Source organism: Pseudomonas sp. AC247, assembly GCF_979258015.1.
Window position 1 is genome coordinate 4517375 of record NZ_OZ409829.1, and the last position, 21163, is coordinate 4538537.

The 21163-nt window shown below is 55.2% G+C and carries 17 protein-coding genes and 1 pseudogene; 17 read left to right on the plus strand and 1 reads right to left on the minus strand.

The genetic code is table 11. The features are described from left to right. Positions 1-41: 41 nt before the first annotated feature. The 10 genes and pseudogenes from ACZZ0B_RS20605 to ACZZ0B_RS20650 all read left to right on the plus strand — a co-directional run bounded on the left by ACZZ0B_RS20605 (position 42) and on the right by ACZZ0B_RS20650 (position 11599). Positions 42-557 (plus strand): Hcp family type VI secretion system effector, encoded by a 516-nt coding sequence (locus tag ACZZ0B_RS20605; RefSeq protein ID WP_007919523.1) that lies wholly within the window; start codon positions 42-44, stop codon positions 555-557. Between the two features lie 132 nt (positions 558-689). Next, the gene (locus ACZZ0B_RS20610) at positions 690-2741 is read left to right on the plus strand and encodes a type VI secretion system Vgr family protein (protein WP_463546120.1); all 2052 of its coding nucleotides are present in this window, start codon (positions 690-692) and stop codon (positions 2739-2741) included. Continuing rightward, positions 2738-3616, plus strand: a complete 879-nt coding sequence (locus ACZZ0B_RS20615) for a DUF4123 domain-containing protein (protein ID WP_463546121.1) — start codon at positions 2738-2740, stop codon at positions 3614-3616. The genes ACZZ0B_RS20610 and ACZZ0B_RS20615 overlap by 4 nt, the downstream gene beginning before the upstream one ends. Then, on the plus strand, positions 3616-7104 hold the full coding sequence (locus ACZZ0B_RS20620; RefSeq protein WP_463546122.1) for a T6SS effector BTH_I2691 family protein: 3489 nt from the start codon (positions 3616-3618) through the stop codon (positions 7102-7104). Before ACZZ0B_RS20615 ends, ACZZ0B_RS20620 begins: the two co-directional genes overlap by 1 nt. After that, complete coding sequence (locus ACZZ0B_RS20625) at positions 7101-7862, plus strand: hypothetical protein (RefSeq protein WP_463546123.1); 762 nt, start codon at positions 7101-7103, stop codon at positions 7860-7862. Before ACZZ0B_RS20620 ends, ACZZ0B_RS20625 begins: the two co-directional genes overlap by 4 nt. 275 nt (positions 7863-8137) lie before the next feature. After that, positions 8138-8383 (plus strand): hypothetical protein, encoded by a 246-nt coding sequence (locus ACZZ0B_RS20630; RefSeq protein WP_463546124.1) that lies wholly within the window; start codon positions 8138-8140, stop codon positions 8381-8383. 15 nt (positions 8384-8398) lie between these two features. Beyond that, positions 8399-9013 (plus strand): hypothetical protein, encoded by a 615-nt coding sequence (locus ACZZ0B_RS20635; RefSeq protein ID WP_463546125.1) that lies wholly within the window; start codon positions 8399-8401, stop codon positions 9011-9013. Positions 9014-9286: 273 nt separating this feature from the next. Further along, entirely contained in the window at positions 9287-10018 is a 732-nt protein-coding gene (locus ACZZ0B_RS20640; RefSeq protein ID WP_463546126.1) for a hypothetical protein, read from the plus strand. 77 nt (positions 10019-10095) lie between these two features. Further along, a pseudogene (locus tag ACZZ0B_RS20645) lies at positions 10096-10314 on the plus strand (contractile injection system protein, VgrG/Pvc8 family); the annotation flags it as partial. 613 nt (positions 10315-10927) lie between these two features. Continuing rightward, complete coding sequence (locus ACZZ0B_RS20650) at positions 10928-11599, plus strand: hypothetical protein (RefSeq protein ID WP_440093651.1); 672 nt, start codon at positions 10928-10930, stop codon at positions 11597-11599. Between the two features lie 9 nt (positions 11600-11608). Here ACZZ0B_RS20650 and ACZZ0B_RS20655 read toward each other — a convergent pair whose 3' ends face one another. Next, positions 11609-12328: a tellurite resistance TerB family protein gene (locus ACZZ0B_RS20655; protein WP_440093421.1), complete on the minus strand. Its 720-nt coding sequence runs from the start codon at positions 12326-12328 to the stop codon at positions 11609-11611. Positions 12329-12642: 314 nt separating this feature from the next. On the opposite strand from ACZZ0B_RS20655, the gene ACZZ0B_RS20660 reads away from it, so the two are divergent. The 7 genes from ACZZ0B_RS20660 to ACZZ0B_RS20690 all read left to right on the plus strand — a co-directional run bounded on the left by ACZZ0B_RS20660 (position 12643) and on the right by ACZZ0B_RS20690 (position 20986). Then, positions 12643-13557, plus strand: coding sequence for a LysR family transcriptional regulator (locus ACZZ0B_RS20660; RefSeq protein WP_007967749.1), 915 nt, complete (start codon positions 12643-12645; stop codon positions 13555-13557). A gap of 131 nt (positions 13558-13688) precedes the next feature. Next, positions 13689-15146: a gamma-aminobutyraldehyde dehydrogenase gene (locus ACZZ0B_RS20665; protein WP_212544199.1), complete on the plus strand. Its 1458-nt coding sequence runs from the start codon at positions 13689-13691 to the stop codon at positions 15144-15146. 83 nt (positions 15147-15229) lie between these two features. Next, a complete protein-coding gene (gene ydcS / locus ACZZ0B_RS20670; RefSeq protein ID WP_463546127.1) occupies positions 15230-16381 on the plus strand; it encodes a putative ABC transporter substrate-binding protein YdcS in 1152 nt (383 codons plus the stop codon). Positions 16382-16604: 223 nt separating this feature from the next. Continuing rightward, entirely contained in the window at positions 16605-17642 is a 1038-nt protein-coding gene (locus ACZZ0B_RS20675; RefSeq protein ID WP_463546128.1) for an ABC transporter ATP-binding protein, read from the plus strand. Position 17643: 1 nt separating this feature from the next. Beyond that, positions 17644-18579: an ABC transporter permease gene (locus ACZZ0B_RS20680; RefSeq protein WP_463546129.1), complete on the plus strand. Its 936-nt coding sequence runs from the start codon at positions 17644-17646 to the stop codon at positions 18577-18579. Continuing rightward, positions 18569-19393: an ABC transporter permease gene (locus ACZZ0B_RS20685; RefSeq protein WP_016986393.1), complete on the plus strand. Its 825-nt coding sequence runs from the start codon at positions 18569-18571 to the stop codon at positions 19391-19393. Before ACZZ0B_RS20680 ends, ACZZ0B_RS20685 begins: the two co-directional genes overlap by 11 nt. Positions 19394-19561: 168 nt before the next feature. Beyond that, positions 19562-20986, plus strand: coding sequence for a gamma-aminobutyraldehyde dehydrogenase (locus tag ACZZ0B_RS20690; RefSeq protein WP_008081603.1), 1425 nt, complete (start codon positions 19562-19564; stop codon positions 20984-20986). Positions 20987-21163: the final 177 nt, after the last annotated feature.

Below are 21163 nucleotides of genomic sequence, written 5' to 3' on the forward strand. Positions count from 1 at the left end.
CCTCCCGGGCACCTTAAATTATTCCGCAAGGAGAGCACCCCATGGCAACACCAGCGTACATGTCGGTTACCGGCGAAAAACAAGGCCTGATCACTGCAGGCGCATTCACCGCTGACTCCGTAGGCAACACCTACCAGGAAGGCCACGAAGACCAAGTGATGGTTCAGGCTTTCAGCCACGACGTGATCATCCCGCGTGACCCACAATCCGGTCAGCCAACCGGCCAACGCGTTCACAAGCCAGTTGTGATCACAAAGGTCTACGACAAGGCTTCGCCTCTGCTGCAAGCTGCTCTGACTTCGGGCGAGCGCATGAGCGAAATCGTTATCCAGTGGTTCCGTACTTCGGCTCAAGGTACTCAAGAGCACTACTACACCACCAAACTGGAAGACGCGATCATCGTCGCCATCAACAACAAAATGCACAACTGCCAGGATCCAGGCAACTCGCACTTCACCCACCTGGAAGAAGTGCAGTTCACCTACCGCAAAATCACCTGGACCCACGAAGTATCCGGTACTTCGGGTTCCGATGACTGGCGTGCTCCAGTCGTTTAATTACGGCTGATCGCTTCACACATCGGCCAGCTCTGCTGGTCGATGTTGTTTACGCCCCTCCAGAATTTCGCGTACGTTGACCCGCTTTCGCGGCCGTCGACGAGCGCCGCTGTACAGCACGAGGAACAACGGATGTTCGCGCCGGCCAATGAAACCCACTTTGCCCTGACCATCGAAGGTCTCCCCGCCGACTTTCAGGTGTTTACCCTGCAAGGCCGGGAAGCCATCAGCCAGCCCTTCGTGTTCGAGGTGGAACTGGTCAGTGAAAAACCGTCGCTGGACCTCGAAACCCTCCTGCACAAACCGGCCTTCCTGCAACTGTCGCCCGACGGCAGCGGCATCCACGGCCAGATCTACCGCGCCGCGCAAGGCGACTCGGGCAAACGCCTGACGCGTTATTCGCTGACCCTGCGCCCGCAACTGGCGTACCTCGCGCACCGCATCAACCAGCGCATCTTCCAGAACCTCAGCGTGCCGAAAATCATCAGCCAGGTGCTGGAAGAACACGGCATCCAGGGCAATGCCTACGCCTTTCAGACCGGCGCGGTCTACCCCGAGCGCATCTACTGCGTGCAATACGACGAATCGGATCTGCACTTCATCCAGCGCCTGTGCGAAGAAGAAGGCATTCACTACCACTTCCAGCACAGCGCCACGGCGCACAAACTGATCTTCGGCGATGACCAGACGGTGTTCCCGAAACTTCAGCCCGTGGCCTACCAGCAAGATTCCGGCATGGTCGCCAGCGACCCGGTGATCAAGCGCTTCGACCTGCGCCTGGAAACCCGCACCAGCCGCACCACGCGCCGCGATTACGACTTCGAAAAACCGCGCCTCACCCTCGAAAGCGAACACCGTGGCGACGCCCTGCCCGACCTTGAGGATTACGACTACCCCGGCCGCTTCGTCGACCGCGCGCGCGGCAAACACCTGGCCAAACGCGCCCTCGAACGCCACCGCAGCGACTTCCAGCTGGCCGAAGGCAAAAGCGATCAACCGTTGCTGGTCAGCGGCCATTTCCTCGCGCTCACCGCGCACCCGAAAGCCAAGTGGAACGACCTCTGGCTGCTCACCGAAGTCCACCACGAAGGCAAACAGCCGCAAGTGCTCGAAGAATCGGTGACCAGCGACACCACCGCACTCAAAGACGATTTCCACCAGGGCTACCGCAACCGCTTCCAGGCCACGCCGTGGGACGTACCCAACCGCCCGCCCCTGCGCCACGCCAAATCGCGCATCCTCGGCAGCCAGAGCGCCGTGGTCACCGGCCCCAAAGGCGAAGAAATCCACTGCGACGAATACGGCCGCGTCAAAGTCCAGTTCCACTGGGACCGCGAAGGCCAGGCCGACGACAAAACCAGCTGCTGGCTGCGCGTCTCCAGCGCCTGGGCCGGCGCCCAATACGGCGGCATCGCCATCCCGCGCATCGGCATGGAAGTGCTGGTCACCTTCCTTGAAGGCGACCCCGACCAACCGCTGATCAGCGGCTGCCTGTACCACAAGGAAAACACCGTCCCGTATGCACTGCCGGCGAACAAGACCCGCAGCACGTTCAAGACCCTGAGCTCGATGGGCGGTGGCGGTTACAACGAACTGCGTATTGAGGACAAGAAAGGTCAGGAGCAGATTTATCTGCACGCCCAGCGGGATTGGGATGAAAACATCGAGCACGACCAGAAGATTCGGGTCGGCAATGAGCGTCACGATACGGTTGAGAAGAACAGCTACACGGAATTCAAGGCCGAAGAACATCACACGGTTTATGAAGACCGCAAGGTTGAAGCGCAGGCCAATGATCACCTGACGGTTGGGGTGAATCAGCACGTCAAGATTGGCACTGGGCAGTTCATGGATGCGGGGCAGGAAATCCACCTGAGCAGCGGCATGAAAGTGGTGATGGAGGCTGGCGCGGAGCTGACGCTGATTGGTGGTGGGAGTTTTATCAAGATTGATGCGGGTGGGGTGACCCTGAGTGGGCCGGTGATCAACATCAACTCTGGTGGTGGGCCGGGCAGTGGCACGGGGGCGGCGCCGTTGTTGCCGGGGCCGTTGAAGCAGGCGGATGCGGATAAGGCCGGGCAGCTGTTGGTGCCGGCGCAGCGGCAAGCGTTGATGCGCCGTACACCACGCTGTGAAATTTGCGAGAAAGCTGCCGCGCAAGCCGCGAAGGACGCCGCCAAATGAGCTACCCGTCGAACGCCAACTTTTTGCTGATCGACGGGGTCCTGCGTCCTGATGCGATCCCAAGTCTGTATCAGCTCGGCGAACCGTTAGAGATCGAACCGTTGTACTTGGGAACACGATGGGCAGAGTTGAAGGATTTGGGGCCGATACTGGTCAGGTCTTTGGGTTCCACAAACCTACTGACGCAGACGTACCAAAATCCTGACCAGCAGATAGACGCGAGCCTCCTCTCCAGCCGCGCGCCCATCAGCATCGTCGCCGATCACTTGAGACGGTTCATCGCCCCATCCGACGTGCTGGGGGGCAATGGTATGCTCCGCTTTGCCGACCCGCTGGTCACACGTCATTGGCTCGGCAGTTATCAGGGCGAACATCTGGATGCGATACTTGGCCCGATTGAATCGTGGTCGATGCCCGAAGAGCTGCATTCCTGGGAGTCAGCCGCCCCCGTTCAATGGGTAAATTTTCAGCGTAACTCCTCGACACCGCAGTGGAAGGATAACTACGCCCTTTTGGGTCAGGCACAATTGGACGCACTTGCTCAGGCTGCACGCTGGCAGTTTATCGAGCGACTGCACGATAACTTTGAGCAATACCATTCTCGGCCTCTATCAACCCTGGACAAAAGCATTCGTACCGAGTGGTTTTCTCAACGCCTGGACGAAGCTCAGGCTTGGGGGCTGTCGAGCGAACGCAGTCTCGCCATCTGGGTCGAATACAGCCTCCGGTGGGGCGCAGGATTCAGCGAAAGCCCCAAAGGGCCTTATCAGGATTGGTTGGCCCGTACGCCAGACGCCTACAGACTCGCACCGGAAATCCGTATCCAGCAAATGGATAACGATTGCCTGGACATCGAAATAAACAAGGAAGTGTGATGACTCAGCCCGCGACCGAAGCTCAACTGAAACAGGCCAACCGAAACCAGGCATTTACCAATGCGCCCATGGGATCTGGCCAGTGCTCATTGATGGCTGGCGAAGTGGCCATTTTTCCCGTGCGCTACGCGCTGGATGAATCCCCACAAAAAGGCAGCGCTCAGGGTCCGAATCCACTGCCCAAGAACTGGTCAGGTAAACCGGCCGAACTCAAGACCCGCAGCTACACCCTTCGCCAACTGCGCGACGGCTGGCTGTATGTGTGGGACAGCGTCGACAAGACCTTCCACGAGTACCAAGTCAAAGGCGAACAATTCACCCGTCACAAATGGGCTGACGGCCAGTTGAATCAGGATGTGCGCAATAACCCTGGTGAAACGCACCCCTATCTGCTCTATCCCCGTCGCAATCAATTGCGTATCGCCTACTCGCCCGTCCAATGGACCTGGCGCATGTGCGAACTGATGCGCAGCAGTGCAACGGAACAGACCCAATGGATGCGCAAGGTTGACTTGGCGGGTTTCTGCGCCAGTGGAAAAGTGGGTCACGGCGGCCCGATTACCGAATTGGGTAAAAGCGTTTCGGACATCCTCGCCGCCGGTGAAACATCCCCCACGTTCAAAAGCACCCTCTTGCCCACCCAAGCACCAGAAAAAGGTGGCCCCTTCAAGCCAGCCTTCGAAGAAGCCTTGGTGCGCGGTAAAGTCCCGGAACAGGACACTGCCCTGTTTATCGCACTGGAGGACCCGCTGGCGATGGTCGACGACCTGAGCATGAACCTTGCCGGCAGGCTTATGGAGCAGGGTCGGTTTGAAAATCTGAATCAATACAAACTGCAAAGCGCGATCGCTGTGCAAAACCTGTGTGGTTTCGACACCAACTCATTTACGCCGGACTCGATCAAAGATCCGATCAAGCGCCAAGACTACGCCGATGATCTTTACAGCCTTCTGGGCACTAATGATGAAATGGAGCGCGGCAAGGACCTTGTTACTGGTGATCAAGCAGCGATGGTAGAGATGGGCTCAGCCCCTTCGACTGCAAAGGCCCAAGCCAAATTTAAAGCTAAATGGGGACACCTGCCCGATCGGGAAAAATGGCAGGCCGCCCTTGAGGAATGGAACGCCAAGCGTTACTGGCGTGAAGACGTGCGCTTTGACGAGGTACAGAAATACCTGAGCAAGACCACTACCGAAGCACAACGACTTCAAGACCATTGCCAGCGTAGCGAGCAGGACCTGATTAAATGGCTAGACCTGCTCAGCCCGAGCGCCGAAGCGGTCTTCCATGACACCACCGATGAGGCTCAGGCGTGCCTGCTTATAGAAACGGCCCATGCCCTTTACACGCTGTTGGGCAATGGTGAAAAAGGCCAGGAATGGTTGTGCAAGCAAGCCAAGCAACCGAGCAAGCTGTTCGGCATGGCACTGTTCAACTTCAACCCGGAACTCGCCACCCTGATCAAGCAGGTGACGCACAACTTCACGACCACCGGCAATCTTGATGACCAAGGTCGCGAAGGAGATGGCAGCGCTGCGACATTGACACCAACTTCGTCCAGCGATGCCACAAACATCGCCACCCGAGTGGCAGAAATCAAAGCCGTGCTGGATCTGGATGTTGTCAAAAACAGCAAACTCTACAAGGCCATGAGCAACGCCGCCAAGCAATCCTTGACGACGTTGATCAAGGTCGCCAACAACCAGGCCAAAGATGCATGGCATGGCTTGAGCACAGTGCTGTTACCAGCGATGAAACAGGAAATCGCACTGATAATCGCCGTGCCGCAAGTGCTGATTTCCACCGAAATTTCCAGCGCAACTCAACTCTCCTTCAATCCGAACTACCAGCGTGAATACCAAGCTTGGCAGATGAAGCTGAGCACCCTGAACAAGAAGATGGACGGTGCCAGAGGGGTATTGGAGCGCCCGGGGGCTGCTTACGATCAGCGCTCGGCGCGTATATCTCTGCAAGCGTTTGAACAAGAGCTCAAAGTCCTGTTCTCGACGCAACCCCATCAAATCGTTGCGAAAGCGTCTGGCAGCACTCGCCTGGATGCGGGCCTTCCTAAAATCAACAGTTGGCTCGCCGACCTTGGGCAGTCAGAGTTGGCTGCACAACTGAGAAGCGCAGGCACCATTGAATATGTGACACGCACAAAAACATGGGTGGGACAGAACCTGGGCAATGCTTTGCCTGCCTTGCTGGTTGGTTTGAATGTGTGGAACGTTTACAACACGGCGAAACAAGCGCAAAACGACGGTAACTTTACGAAAGATGAATTACGAAATTTAGGATCAAGCGCTGCATACGCCGCCAATGCTATTGCTGCGTTGTGGGTCGGCCCTGCTTGGAGTCGCGCTGGAGCGATGTCCCTGGAAGTGGGTGAAAAAACGCTGAAACTAGCACAAGCCAGTTATGCACAATGGATAGATGAAGCCAAAACCGCAATCAAGACGAACGGTAGTGGAAGTACAGACGTGACTGCTGCTAACAAGATGGCAACATATTCAAAAGGCCTGATTCTGCGGACCCTGACATGGGCTGTATTTGGAGTAATTGCGACAGGGCTTGAGGCTTGGCAATTATCCAAAGACATTGAAGGCGCAACAAGTGACACAGAAAAAAACCTGCTAAAAACAAAAAGAATAATTGTATTGGGAATGTTTGCCATTGCAGGCATTCAAACTGTTGGAGCCGCCCTTGGCTTTTGGTTTGGGTTTGCATGGGTAATGTCTAATCCGGTCACCATAATTCTAGCGGTTCTCGGAGTTGCTTACCTCATGATAACTATGGCAGCAAACCGCTATAAGCGTGAAGGATTGCGATTGTGGTTATACCGTTGCAACTGGGGGCGCGGTGCCCTGCCTGAATGGTTAGGAAGTGACGGTCACTCCAAACAAATGCAAACACTCCTTGAAACTCTGCAACGACCAAGCGTTGTGGGGAGAGCATTATATTACGGAGGAGGAAGTACACCAAGAAAGTCATTTGGTTTCTGGGCCCAAATACAGTTTCCTGCTTCATTAGACGGAATTAATGTCGCTTTACAGCCGGCAATGATACAAAATAATTATTTTTCGAAAAATAAGCTGGAAGCCACGCAGGCAGGGTTTTACGACCAGTTCCTTCTCGGCAATTGGATAGACCCAAAGCTCACAGGAGAGCTCCCTAGTTACGTTGGACCAAAAACTAATCCACCTGATTTCGTATACAAAAAAACAGACCAGCACCGATTATGGCAAGTATGGATTGAAACATCGAATGACGATCCCGCCTTCGAAATAGAAATAAAATACCCTCCTGGCTCCTTCCAAAAGAGTGAAAATAGTCGCGGGTACATGTTCAAAATAGCTATGGAGTCAACCAGCCGAAACGCTGAGAGTGTCAACGACATATCTAGCGGCGAAATAAAAGAGGATATCGTACTGAGTCAAAAAAGCACTAAAACACTGACTCTAGCAGTACCAAACTGGAAGACAAAATGAATTACTCAAAATTAAAGCTCATCCCTACCCCTGAACTGCCTCCGCAGCACGAATGGAAGTTTGGGAGTGAAACTGAATTATTAGGGTGGACTATTCGCGCCAGGAATTACAACACTTTTGTTGCCGACATAATGTTTTGGTCCTGCTTAACCGCAATATCGATAGGGTCGTTCCTGATCTATAAGAGCATGGACGAAGACCCCATCTTCAGTGGGATTCTAACTTCATTATTTTTCATAACAGTTGCTACCGCACTAGTATCCATGACGCATCAAAAAATGAACTTTTCGTTTCGCTTCACTCAATCCGGGTTGGAGTGCTGCGAATGGAAGGATATTCCCAAATGGACGTTAACTTTCTTAAAATGGTTCACTGGGATCACAGCGATCATATTCATCATTCTCGCGACGATAGACCCTGCCTTTTTGATAGGAGCATTAATTGGGCCTGGAGGGATGGGATTAATGTACCTCTCTATGACCAGTTCGAAGAATTACCGGGAAATGCATACCCAATACCATCACCTCACATATGAATGGAAAGATTTCACCCAACTAGCTATTGCAACTAACCGCGAAGTAGTCGACTTGAAATTTACTCATTTCAACCAGCGCCTTGGAAAAACCATAAGTTACAGCATCAACATTTTTTGCAAGCCAAAACAAAAAGAGAACGTAGCCAACTTCATAAAGCCATACTTATCTCCAGATGTACCTATCATCAAAGCCAAAGTAAATGTCCCGATGAGCACTGCCTGATTCGGCGCCCCGATGAGTCGGCGGAGGCCGACCCTATTATCAAGGGGATATATCTAATGATCTCTTGCCTAGAGCACAGATCTTAAATCTGTCGACTCGCTTGTGAAGCTTCTATGATGTCCTGTTATCGGATTAATTTAATATGCCCCCTACCTAACAATGTTTTATGTTGGGCCTTCAACGAAGGCACATCAACAGTGAACTTGAGCTGGCTTTATAGAAAATAAATTTACCGCTTTATTTTTATACCGCCCGTATCCGGGAAGGGAGAGTCATTGGTATGGCAGACCTGGGTACCTTTGACAGCAGATGCACAAAACATCGAGTTCCAAATATGGTACCCTTCTGAAATTTTAAGTTCCGGAGAAGGAGACAGAGGATACCGCTATCAACTGGAACTCGTAGGCGACGGAATCAATGACCAAAATGATACTGAAATTAGTTCTTTGGATGACAGCACTCTCGTAGTACAAGAATTAGGAGGACGTGAAAATGCAGCAGTTCTTCCTATTCTCGATTAAATGGAGCAAAAGATAATGAGCCAAAATAATGACACTCCAACCCTCGCTAATATTAAAAATACAAATAAACTTCTTCCTGTTATGGAGTGGTCGATAAAAACGCGACAACACGCCTCCAGGTTTATGGATATCGGCATGGCGGCAATGCTGATACTCGGATTAACGGCCATAGCAAACGGGATGCACGAAGTCTATATCTTGAACTTATCTGAAAAAGATCAATCGACATTTCTGAGTCTCCACGCAGGGTTCGCTTGGACGATTATGACAATTTACTTATGGAAGCTTGTCGTTCGCCAAAAAAAAATATACCACTATAAAATCAATCGAACTTTCGGAACTCAAGAGTCACAACTACACTTTCCAAGAATAGCGAATTATATATTTAAATCAGTTTCAGCGTTTTTTTTGATAGCGATTATCGGCGCATGCATATACGACCCCTCAATGCTTCTAATACTTGCGGGGCCAGCCGGCATGGCCATAATTTCTGCAAAATTCTTTTTAGGCTGGAAAAATGAAACACATACCGAAACGAGTAGCAACTGGGATAAATATAAATTTGTAACAGTTGATCGAAAAAAAAAATATAATAGTAATCCACCAAACCAACTTAATAGTTGGATTTGAAGCCCGACTGCCAGACAAATTGTTCGATGAGTATCTAAAAACCCTTCACACAATACTTCCAGATGATGCAATTTTTTCTGAGGAAGACTGGAAATGGTGAGCGCTAAAACACCAAGCCAACACTAATTTCAATATCTTTAAATCTGAACAGCCAGCCAATACACTGACAGGAATAAGGACATAAAAAGAACTTGTTAATCACACACATCTAAATCAAATACTAGGCGGTCGAATGCGTGGCGCCTTGGTGCAAGCTCCGCTTAAGAAAAATAAATGACTACTTCAATACCAGACAAAAACGCCATCGAACAGGCACCAATTGCGGGCAATGTCCAAATGTCTTGGACAATCAAAGCTCTACCTCACAATACTTCAATCATGGACATGGGCATGATTGTACTTACCTTAATCGGACTAACTGCTCTCTTAGATGGAATATATGAAATATTTTATCTTGAGCTCCCATTACAAAAACGCTCAATATTTCTAAGCGCGCACTTCGGAACTGTATGCCTCTGCATGACTTTATATTTCTGGACATTAGTGATACGGCAAAAATATATATACCACTACGTAGTTACCGACAAAGAAATCGATGTCAAATACAAAACCCACTTCCCGAAGCTTGCGGGGACCTTCTTCAAATGGCTATCTGGAATATTCCTCTTCGCAGTTTTAGTATTTATTATTTTCAACCCATCAGCAGCATGGCTACTAGCCGGTCCCGCTGGAATCTCTATAGTGAGTGCCATACATCTTTTAAACTGGAAAAACCCGACAAAAAGTTTAAGATTCACTTGGGATCGACCAAATCTCGTAATTACTGATAGAAAGCGAAATTTAGTCGCTGTCCAGCGCCGTCACAATCCAAAAATGCGCCTTGAAGACAACTACCTATATATACCGGTACACCTACCTAAAGCTGACATTGACAAATTCTTAGTACTCGCAAAAAAACTTACTCGACCGTCTACAAGTTTTGAAGAGGGCCGCGACAAAAATTAATTTTTTGCACGACCAAAGAGCCAGCAACTAGGTTTTCGTTTTAAACCTGAGTTGGCCAATGAGCAAACATCGTGGTTCTCGAAACCCTCCTGCACAAACCGGCCTTCCTGCAACTGTCGCCCGACGGCAGCGGCATCCACGGCCAGATCTACCGCGCCGCGCAGGGCGACTCGGGCAAACGCCTGACGCGTTATTCGCTGACCCTGTGCCCGCAACTGGCGTACCTCGCGCACCGCATCAACCAGCGCATCTTCCAGAACCTCAGCGTGCCGAAAATCATCAGCCAGGTGCTGGAAGTATTCCTCCCGAGGATGCACCCGCTTATTGGCAGATTGAAACAATCGAGTCTAAAGTATGATTACTGAACTAGATAAAATCTATGCGAATGGAGCATATCGAAGCAACAGCAAAAAACCTTTGCCACCACCTCGCAGCACGGAAGATGCAAACCGGACCGGGATGTTTAACACTCACTTGGCGTTTGGCAATTACGCTAATTTAGAGCCGGAGGTAGAAGTCAGTTCTCAACTTGAAACTATCAGACTCTTGGTCAGGGATAAAAAAAGCGATCACGACGAAGAAACCTATTGCAGCAATAAACGCTGGAAATTTCAAAACTCCAGCAAAGTCGCCCATTCTTTTTTCGTACTTAAGCTTGTTTGCTATTCGTTCATCTGGGCACCGTGGGTTCTAGGGGTCTTTGGTTCTATAGGAGCAGAGCTAGGATATGGCAACCCTGGCACTGCAGGAGGTGCGTTCATTGGTATTTCCACCGCCATTTTGATGCTCACCTCTCTCGTGTTATTCATGAAGGGAAATAAATTTGCTCACTACATGCAAATCTTGGGATTTGTAGCCGGTGCAATGACTACCTATTGGATGCAAGGCTCATTATTCAGTGCAAACTCAATGTGTATCGCCCTATGGGCAGGCGCCTTTCTATATTTCGTAGCCTCTCTCGGCACCGACGCATTATTGTGGACTCATAGCAAAATCAGCACGCATGATGGCAGCGAGTTCAATCGAACTGATGGCATGCTCAGATTCAAAAGGCGCTTCCGTCAGCTATTCGTTGCACCGTTTGAAGAGTTTGACCCAGTGCTTCAACTGCTTCCTAATGGCTTTGGCTCCCATGACTATGCTCTGTGGTTGCATCACCGTTATACGGATAACAAAATTTGCTTGGCGACCAAGGTTCACTCGCTGGGATTGGATCAGTCGAACGCACTCGCGTTTTGGGATTGTCTGCAGCGTTACATGGATGTCACACAGCCGTTGCCTGACCTGCCTGCGCTTGAGCAAAGTCGCCATCTTGATCCCGTGACTGCGGCCCATGATGTAAAAACAGGCCGCAACCCACGTCGATGGAGAGATCAGTCAGAAAAAGGATGGGCCACAGGCGGCCTGAAAACTCTGTCCAAGCAACTGCAAGAGTATCCATGGCAAAAGGAAGCTTGCATCGTCAAAGCGCGTATCGATCCATCGTTGACGATTGAGGCGTATTACCGCGCTCAAGAAGCGAAAGGCATAGTTGCTACTCCGAAGGCCGATGATTTTGATGACGTTCATCGGCCCGGATGATGTAGCGCCTCAGTTCGACTGTCGCACCTGCTTCTCCAACTCCACCTTCAACCCCGGCTCCAGCTTCAATTGCCGCGCCAGTTCATCCAGGTAGCTCTTCTCCATAAAGTTTCCCTCATCCACCAACATCACACTGGCGATATACATTTCTGCCGCCATCTCCGGCGTACTCGCAGCGCGAGCAACGTCTGTGGGATCGAGGGGTTTGTTGAGTTCGGCGTGGAGCCAGTGTTGCAGTTCCTGGTCGTTGTCGAGTTTGGTGAATTCGCCTTCGATCAGTTCGCGTTCGCGGTCATCAATGTGGCCGTCGGCCTTCGCGGCAGCAACCAGCGCCTTGAGAATGGCCTGGCTGTGTTGTTCGGCCTGCGCCGGTGGCAAACGATCGAGGGTCTGCGGTTCACTTTGTGGAGCGGTGCCTTTTTGCGCGTTGTAGTTGCCATAAGCCTTGTAAGCCAGCACGCCCAGCGCCGCGAGGCCGCCATAAATCGCGACTTTGCCGCCGACCTTGCGCACTTTCTTGTTACCGAGCAACAAGCCCATCGCGCCAGCCGCTAACGCACCGCCACCTGCGCCTGACAGCAGACTGCCGAGACCGCCGGAGCCAGAAGCGCCGCCAAGCAAACCGCCCAGGCCACCGGTAGCCTGTTTGTTCTGCGTGCCACCGGCCTTGTTCTGCAACAGATCCTGACCGGACTTGAGTAGTTGATCGAGTAATCCACGGGTGTTCATGTTCCGCCTCCAAACAGGGGTTAACCGGATCTATAAGGCCTCCAGCCTAGTTCGAAAGTGCCCCTTTCCGGCTGGCAAGTGTGCTTCCAGATGTTGCTTGATACCCCTGTGGCGAGGGAGTTTGCTCCCGCTGGGCTGCGAAGCGGCACCCAATGCATTCTTTCAGACATACCCGGTTTGCCGGTTTTGCGACTGCTTCGCAGCCGAACGGGAGCAAGCTCCCTCGCCACAAAGCAATGCGCAAGCCATACCCTCTAAAAAATAGATATACACTCAGGCCAATCTATAAAAACCGCCCACTGGGTAGCCTCGTCATGATGACCCTGCGTCAGATCCGTCACTTCATCGCTGTGGCCGAGACCGGCTCGATCTCCGCCGCCGCGCAAACCGCATTCATTTCCCAATCGACCCTGACCTTGGCGATCCAGCAACTGGAAGAGGAAATTGGCGTCAGCCTGTTCAGCCGTCACGCCAAAGGCATGACTCTTACGCACCAAGGTCATCAGTTCCTACGCCAGGCGCACCTGATTCTCGCAACGGTGGACAACGCCAAACGCAGCCTGCAACAGAGCACCGATCAGGTCGCCGGGCAGTTGATCGTCGGTGTGACCAGTCTCGTCGCCGGTTATTACCTGGCGGATCTGCTCACCCGTTTTCAACGTGCTTATCCCAACGTCGAGATTCGCGTGATGGAAGACGAGCGGCCGTACATCGAGCATCTGCTGGTCAGCGGCGAGATCGACGTTGGCGTTTTGATTCTTTCCAACCTCGAAGATCGCCACGCCTTGCAGACCGAGGTACTGACTCATTCCCCCCATCGTCTGTGGCTGCCGGCTCAGCATCCATTGCTGGAACACGACAGCATCAACCTCGCCGATGTCGCCCGCGAGCCTTTGATTCAGCTAAACGTCGATGAGATGGATCGCAACGCCCAGCGATTGTGGCGCGGCGCCGGGTTGCAGCCAAAAATCACCTTGAGAACCGCCTCGACGGAAGCCGTGCGAAGCCTCGTCGCCGCCGGTTTGGGCGTATCGATCCAGCCAGACATGACTTATCGCCCCTGGTCACTGGAGGGCGACATCATCGAAGCGCGGCCCATCGCCGACCTCAACCAGACCCTCGACGTAGGCCTGGCCTGGCGCCGTGGCACCGCGCGCCCCGCTCTCGTCGATCCATTCCTCACCGTCGCCCGCGAACAACCCCACGGCGGGCGCAAGCCATCTATTTAATCGAATGCTGCCTTCAGTATTTAGAATTTGTCGACCTCGGAGCCGCGCACTAGTCTTGCTGCATCTATAAGACGGTCGGCTCCCGATATCAGGGAGCAACAATGGCCACACAAGAAAAGAGAACGCGGAAAATGGCTGGCGCGCAGACCCCGATGTGTACCGCGTTGTTGATCGACGGCGAATTGGTCGCCGGGGAAGGTTTCGTCGAGCCGATTCTCAACCCGGCCACCGGTGAAATTCTCACGCACATCGCCGAGGCCAGCACCGAGCAAGTCGAAGCCGCCATCCTCGCCGCCCACCGCGCCTTCGCCGAATGGTCGCGCACCACGCCGCAGCAACGTTCAAACCTGTTGCTGGACATCGCCAACGCCGTCGAAAAACACGCCGACCACCTCGCCCGCCTCGAATCGCTGAACTGCGGCAAGCCGTTGCACCTGGCGCGTCAGGATGATTTGACCGCGACCGTCGATGTGTTCCGTTTCTTCGCCGGCGCCGTGCGTTGCCAGACCGGTCAGCTCAGCGGTGAATACCTGCCGGGCTACACCAGCATGGTCCGTCGCGATCCGATTGGCGTGGTCGCCTCGATTGCGCCGTGGAATTACCCGATCATGATGGCCGCGTGGAAAATCGCCCCGGCCCTCGCCGCCGGCAACACGCTAGTGTTCAAACCCTCCGAACACACACCGCTGTCGATCCTCGCCTTGGCGCCAGCGCTGGCCGAAATCCTCCCGCGCGGGGTGATCAACATCATCTGCGGTGGCGGCGAAGGCGTCGGCAGCCACTTGGTTGGCCACGCCAAAGTGCGCATGGTTTCGCTGACCGGCGATATCGTCACCGGCCAGAAAATCCTCCAGGCCGCCGCGAAAACCCTGAAGCGCACGCACCTCGAACTCGGTGGCAAAGCCCCGGTGATCGTCTGCAACGACGCCGACATTCAGGCCGTGGTCGAAGGCGTGCGCACTTACGGTTACTACAACGCCGGGCAAGACTGCACCGCCGCCTGCCGGATCTACGCGCAGGCCGGGATTCACGACAAATTGGTCGCAGAGCTTGGCGCCGCCGTCAGCAGCCTGCGTTTCGCCGGCAAACGTGATGCCGACAACGAGATTGGCCCGCTGATTAGCACGCGCCAGCGCGACCGCGTCGCCAGTTTCGTCGAACGCGCCCTCGGTCAGCCGCACATCGAACGCGTGACCGGTGCAGCCGTGCATTCCGGCGCCGGTTTCTACTATCAACCGACGCTGCTCGCCGGTTGCAAACAGACTGATGAAATCGTCCAGCGCGAAGTGTTCGGCCCGGTGGTCACCGTGACTCGCTTCGACGAACTCGCGCAGGCCGTCGACTGGGCCAACGATTCCGAGTACGGCCTCGCCTCGTCGGTGTGGACGCAGAATCTGGACAAGGCAATGCAGGTTGCCGCGCGCCTGCAATACGGCTGCACGTGGATCAACAGCCATTTCATGCTGGTCAGCGAAATGCCCCACGGTGGCCTGAAACGTTCGGGTTACGGCAAAGACTTATCCAGCGATTCGCTGCAGGACTACAGCGTGGTGCGGCACATCATGGCCCGCCACGGCCAGCATCTCTGACTACGCTAATAACAAGCCGCCAACGGCATGCTTCACCGCGTTCACAACTGCCCCGACCATAATTTAAAGAAGAGGGTTCAACCATGTTCGTGCACAAGACCGCACTGCTCAGTGCAATCACCACGGCCCTGCTGGCCAGCGCCAGCCTGCAAGCTGCCGAGCCGCTTAAGGCTGTCGGCGCTGGCGAAGGTCAGCTGGATATCGTTGCGTGGCCGGGTTACATCGAACGTGGCGAGAGCGACAAAGCCTACGACTGGGTGACCGGTTTCGAAAAAGAAACCGGCTGCAAGGTCAATGTGAAGACCGCTGCGACCTCGGACGAAATGGTCAGCCTGATGGCCAAGGGCGGTTATGACCTGGTCACCGCATCCGGCGACGCCTCGCTGCGGTTGATCGTCGGCAAGCGTGTGCAACCGATCAACACCGCGTTGATCCCGAACTGGAACACCCTCGACCCACGCCTCAAGGACGCGCCGTGGTACGTGGTCAACAACCAGACTTACGGCACCCCGTACCAGTGGGGCCCGAACGTGCTGATGTACAACACCAACGTGTTCAAAACCGCGCCGACCAGTTGGAACGTGGTGTTCGCCGCGCAGGATCTGCCCGATGGCAAGTCGAACAAGGGTCGCGTGCAGGCCTATGACGGGCCGATCTACATCGCCGACGCGGCGCTGTATCTGAAGTCGACCAAGCCTGAACTGGGCATCAAGGATCCGTACCAACTCACCGAAGATCAGTACAAAGCCGTGCTCGACCTGTTGCGCGCGCAGCAGCCGTTGATCCACCGCTACTGGCATGACACCACGGTGCAGATGAGCGACTTCAAAAACGAAGGCGTGGTGGCGTCGAGCGCGTGGCCGTATCAGGTCAACGGTTTGATGAACGAGAAGCAGCCGATCGCGTCGACCATTCCGAAAGAAGGCGCCACGGGTTGGGCTGACACCACCATGTTGCACGCCGAGGCCAAGCACCCGAACTGCGCGTACAAGTGGATGGACTGGTCGATGAAACCGAAAGTCCAGGGTGATGTGGCGGCGTGGTTTGGTTCGTTGCCAGCCGTGCCAGCGGCGTGCAAGGAGAGCGAGTTGCTTGGCGCTGAAGGTTGCAAGACCAACGGTTTCGACCAGTTCGACAAGATCGCTTTCTGGAAAACCCCGCAGGCTGAAGGTGGCAAGTTTGTGCCGTATAGCCGCTGGACGCAGGACTACATCGCGATCATGGGCGGCCGCTAGCCTTCACTCGATGCCGATCGTTCCCACGCTCTGCGTGGGAATGCATCACCGGACGCTCCGCGTCCATTCGCATGAAATGACGCAGAGCGTCACAGGCTGCATTCCCCCGCGGAGCGTGGGAACGATCAATGGCACCGCTCTCCTGTAGGAGCTGCCGCAGGCTGCGATCTTTTCGACGCACACACGACTTTTTTGAAAGCCCGCTTTACCGGAGCACCGCACCATGACGCTTGCAGTCCAGTTCACCAACGTTTCCCGGCAGTTCGGCGAAGTGAAGGCCGTTGACCGGGTTTCCATCGATATCGAGGACGGCGAGTTTTTTTCCATGCTCGGCCCTTCCGGCTCGGGCAAAACCACCTGCCTGCGCCTGATCGCCGGGTTCGAACAACCGAGCGCCGGCTCGATCCGCATTCACGGTGCTGAAGCGGCCGGTTTGCCACCGTATCAACGCGACGTTAACACGGTGTTTCAGGATTACGCGCTGTTCCCGCACATGAACGTGCTCGACAACGTCGCTTACGGATTAAAAGTCAAAGGCGTCGGCAAAACCGAACGGCACAACCGCGCCGAAGAAGCCTTGGACATGGTCGCCCTCGGCGGTTACGGCGCGCGCAAACCGGTGCAGTTGTCCGGCGGTCAGCGCCAGCGCGTCGCCCTCGCCCGCGCCTTGGTCAATCGCCCGCGCGTGCTGTTGCTCGATGAGCCTTTGGGTGCGCTCGATCTGAAACTGCGCGAGCAAATGCAAAGCGAATTGAAGAAGCTGCAACGCCAGCTCGGCATCACTTTCATCTTCGTCACCCACGATCAAACCGAAGCGCTGTCGATGTCCGACCGCGTCGCCGTGTTCAACAAGGGCCGCATCGAACAGGTCGACACGCCGCGCAATCTGTACATGAAACCGACCACTACATTCGTGGCTGAATTCGTCGGCACCTCGAACGTGATTCGTGGCGATCTGGCCCGCGAAATCAGCGGTCATCCGCAGCCGTTTTCGATTCGCCCCGAGCACGTGCGTTTCGCCGAAGGCCCGCTGGCCAGTCACGAAATCGAAGTCAGCGGCCTGCTCCACGACATCCAGTATCAGGGCAGCGCCACGCGTTATGAATTGAAGCTGGAAAACGGCCAGACCCTGAGTATCAGCCACGCCAACAATCAGTGGATCGACAGCAGCGCGCAGCACCAGACCGGCCAGCGCCTGAGCGCACGTTGGGCGCGGGAAGCGATGATCCCGCTGCACGATACCGTGACGAGCGGGGCTTGATATGAGCACGCTCGCGATGACTGTATCGCCGCCGTTGCGCAGGTTTTCCAACCTGCTCTACCGCAAGCCGAACCTGTATCTGTCGATGCTGCTGGTACCGCCGCTGCTGTGGTTTGGCGCGATTTATCTTGGCTCGCTGCTGGTGCTGTTGTGGCAGGGTTTCTACACATTTGACGACTTCACCATGGCGGTCACCCCTGACCTGACCCTGGCGAATTTCGCCGCGCTGTTTCAGCCGTCGAACTTCGACATCATCCTGCGCACGCTGAGCATGGCCATCGTCGTGTCGATCGCCAGCGCCATCGTCGCGTTCCCGATTGCCTACTACATGGCGCGCTACACCACGGGTAAAACCAAGGCATTTTTCTACATCGCGGTGATGATGCCGATGTGGGCCAGTTACATCGTCAAGGCCTATGCGTGGACGTTGCTGCTGGCCAAGGGCGGCGTGGCGCAATGGTTCGTGCAGCACTTGGGATTGGAGCCGGTTTTGCAGTTCATCTTGGGGATTCCCGGGGTGGGCGGCAGCACCTTGTCGACCTCGCATCTGGGGCGATTCATGGTGTTTGTGTACATCTGGCTGCCGTTCATGATTCTGCCGATTCAGGCGTCGCTGGAACGTCTGCCGCCGTCGCTGTTGCAGGCCTCCGCTGACCTTGGTGCGAAGCCGCGTCAGACCTTTATGCAGGTGATTTTGCCGCTGTCGATTCCGGGCATCGCGGCAGGTTCGATCTTCACGTTTTCGCTGACCTTGGGCGACTTCATCGTGCCGCAACTGGTCGGGCCGCCGGGGTATTTCGTCGGCAGCATGGTCTACGCGCAGCAAGGTGCGATTGGCAATATGCCAATGGCGGCGGCGTTCACGCTGGTGCCGATTGTGTTGATCGCGGTGTACCTGTCCATCGTCAAACGACTGGGGGCTTTCGATGCGCTCTGATTCTTCATCACAAGGGCATGCCTCTCTAGGCCTGAAAATCGCAGCCTGGGGCGGGTTGGTGTTTCTGCACTTTCCGATCCTGATCATCTTCCTTTACGCCTTCAACACCGAAGAAGCCGCGTTCAGCTTTCCGCCGAAGGGCTTCACGCTGCACTGGTTCAGCGTGGCTTTTTCGCGGCCGGATGTGCTGGAGTCGATCAAGCTTTCATTGCAGATCGCAGCCATCGCCACGTTGATTGCGATGGTGCTCGGCACGCTCGCATCGGCAGCGCTGTATCGCCGCGACTTCTTCGGCAAACAGGGCATTTCGCTGATGCTGATCTTGCCGATTGCGTTGCCGGGGATCATCACCGGGATCGCGCTGCTGGCGACGTTCAAGACGCTGGGGATCGAGCCGGGGATGTTCACCATCATCGTCGGCCACGCGACCTTCTGCGTGGTGATCGTCTACAACAATGTCATCGCCCGCCTGCGCCGCACTTCGCACAGTTTGATCGAGGCCTCGATGGATCTCGGCGCCGATGGCTGGCAGACCTTTCGCTACATCATTCTGCCGAACCTCGGCTCGGCGTTACTGGCCGGCGGCATGTTGGCGTTTGCGCTGTCGTTCGACGAAATCATCGTCACCACGTTCACCGCCGGGCATGAGCGCACGTTGCCGTTGTGGCTGCTCAATCAGTTGAGTCGCCCTCGGGATGTGCCGGTGACCAACGTCGTCGCGATGCTGGTGATGATGGTGACCATGCTGCCGATCCTCGGCGCGTACTACCTGACGCGTGGTGGCGAAAGCGTCGCCGGCAGCGGCGGCAAATAACCGAATAACCACAAACCCAACCCCATGTAGGAGCTGCCGAAGGCTGCGATCTTTTGATCTTGATCTTGATCTTGATCTTGATCTTCAACAGCAACATCAAAAGATCGCAGCCTTCGGCAGCTCCTACAGGGGTTCGGTTTCGGCAGAACAATAAAGAGGACAACAGACATGCAAACCAAACTCTTGATCAACGGCCAACTGGTCAACGGCGAAGGCGCGGCGCAACCGGTGCTCAATCCTTCGCTTGGCGAAGTGCTGGTAGAAATCAACGAAGCCAGCGAAGCCCAGGTTGACGCTGCCGTACGCGCCGCCGACAACGCTTTCGCCGACTGGTCGCAAACCGCGCCGAAAGACCGCTCGCTGCTGCTGCTCAAACTCGCCGACGCCATCGAAGCCCACGGCGAAGAGCTGGCCAAACTCGAATCCGACAACTGCGGCAAACCCTACAGCGCCGCGCTCAACGACGAGATCCCGGCGATTGCCGACGTGTTCCGTTTCTTCGCCGGTGCCAGCCGTTGCATGAGCGGTTCGGCCGGTGGCGAATACCTGCCCGGCCACACCTCGATGATCCGTCGCGACCCGGTCGGCGTGATCGCCTCCATCGCGCCGTGGAACTACCCGCTGATGATGGTCGCCTGGAAAATCGCCCCGGCGCTGGCCGCCGGTAATACCGTGGTGCTCAAGCCCTCGGAACAAACCCCGCTAACCGCGTTGCGTCTGGCCGAACTGGCGTCGGAAATCTTCCCGGCCGGTGTACTCAATCTGGTGTTTGGTCGTGGGCCTACCGTTGGTAGTCCGTTGGTCACCCACCCGAAAGTGCGCATGGTTTCGCTGACCGGCTCCATCGCTACGGGCGCCAATATCATTTCCAGCACTGCCGACAGCGTTAAACGCATGCACATGGAACTCGGCGGTAAAGCGCCAGTGATCATCTTCGACGACGCCGACATCGATGCGGCGGTGGAAGGAATTCGCACGTTTGGTTTCTACAACGCTGGGCAGGATTGCACCGCTGCATGCCGGATTTACGCGCAACAGGGCATCTACGACAAGTTCGTCGAGAAGCTCGGCGCGGCGGTCAGCAGCATAAAGTACGGTTTGCAGGATGATCCTTCGACTGAACTGGGGCCGTTGATCACTGCACAACATCGCGACCGTGTTGCCGGGTTTGTCGAGCGTGCTGTGGCGCAGTCGCACATTCGTTTGATCACTGGTGGCAAGGCTGTTGATGGTAACGGCTTCTTCTTCGAGCCGACCGTGTTGGCCGACGCGCAGCAGGACGACGAGATCGTTCGCCGCGAAGTATTTGGCCCGGTGGTTTCGGTGACCAAGTTCACCGATGAGGCGCAGGCGCTGGAATGGGCCAACGATTCGGACTACGGCCTAGCGTCCTCGGTGTGGACGGCGGATGTGGGACGCGCGCACCGCATGTCGGCACGCTTGCAGTACGGCTGCACGTGGGTGAACACGCACTTCATGCTCGTCAGCGAAATGCCCCATGGCGGTCAGAAATTGTCCGGTTACGGGAAGGACATGTCCATGTATGGGCTGGAGGACTACACCACGGTTCGGCATGTGATGTTCAAGCATTAACGGCGAAAAGATCGCAGCCTGCGGCAGCTCCTACATGATGGAGGCCGCTCCCCTGTAGGAGCTGCCGCAGGCTGCGATCTTTTCCGCGACACACGGATGATGTCGGCGATTCACCACCAGGCTTCACCGAAACCAAAACAACAACTACCGAACCGGGCGGCGCCTGCATGGCCCCGC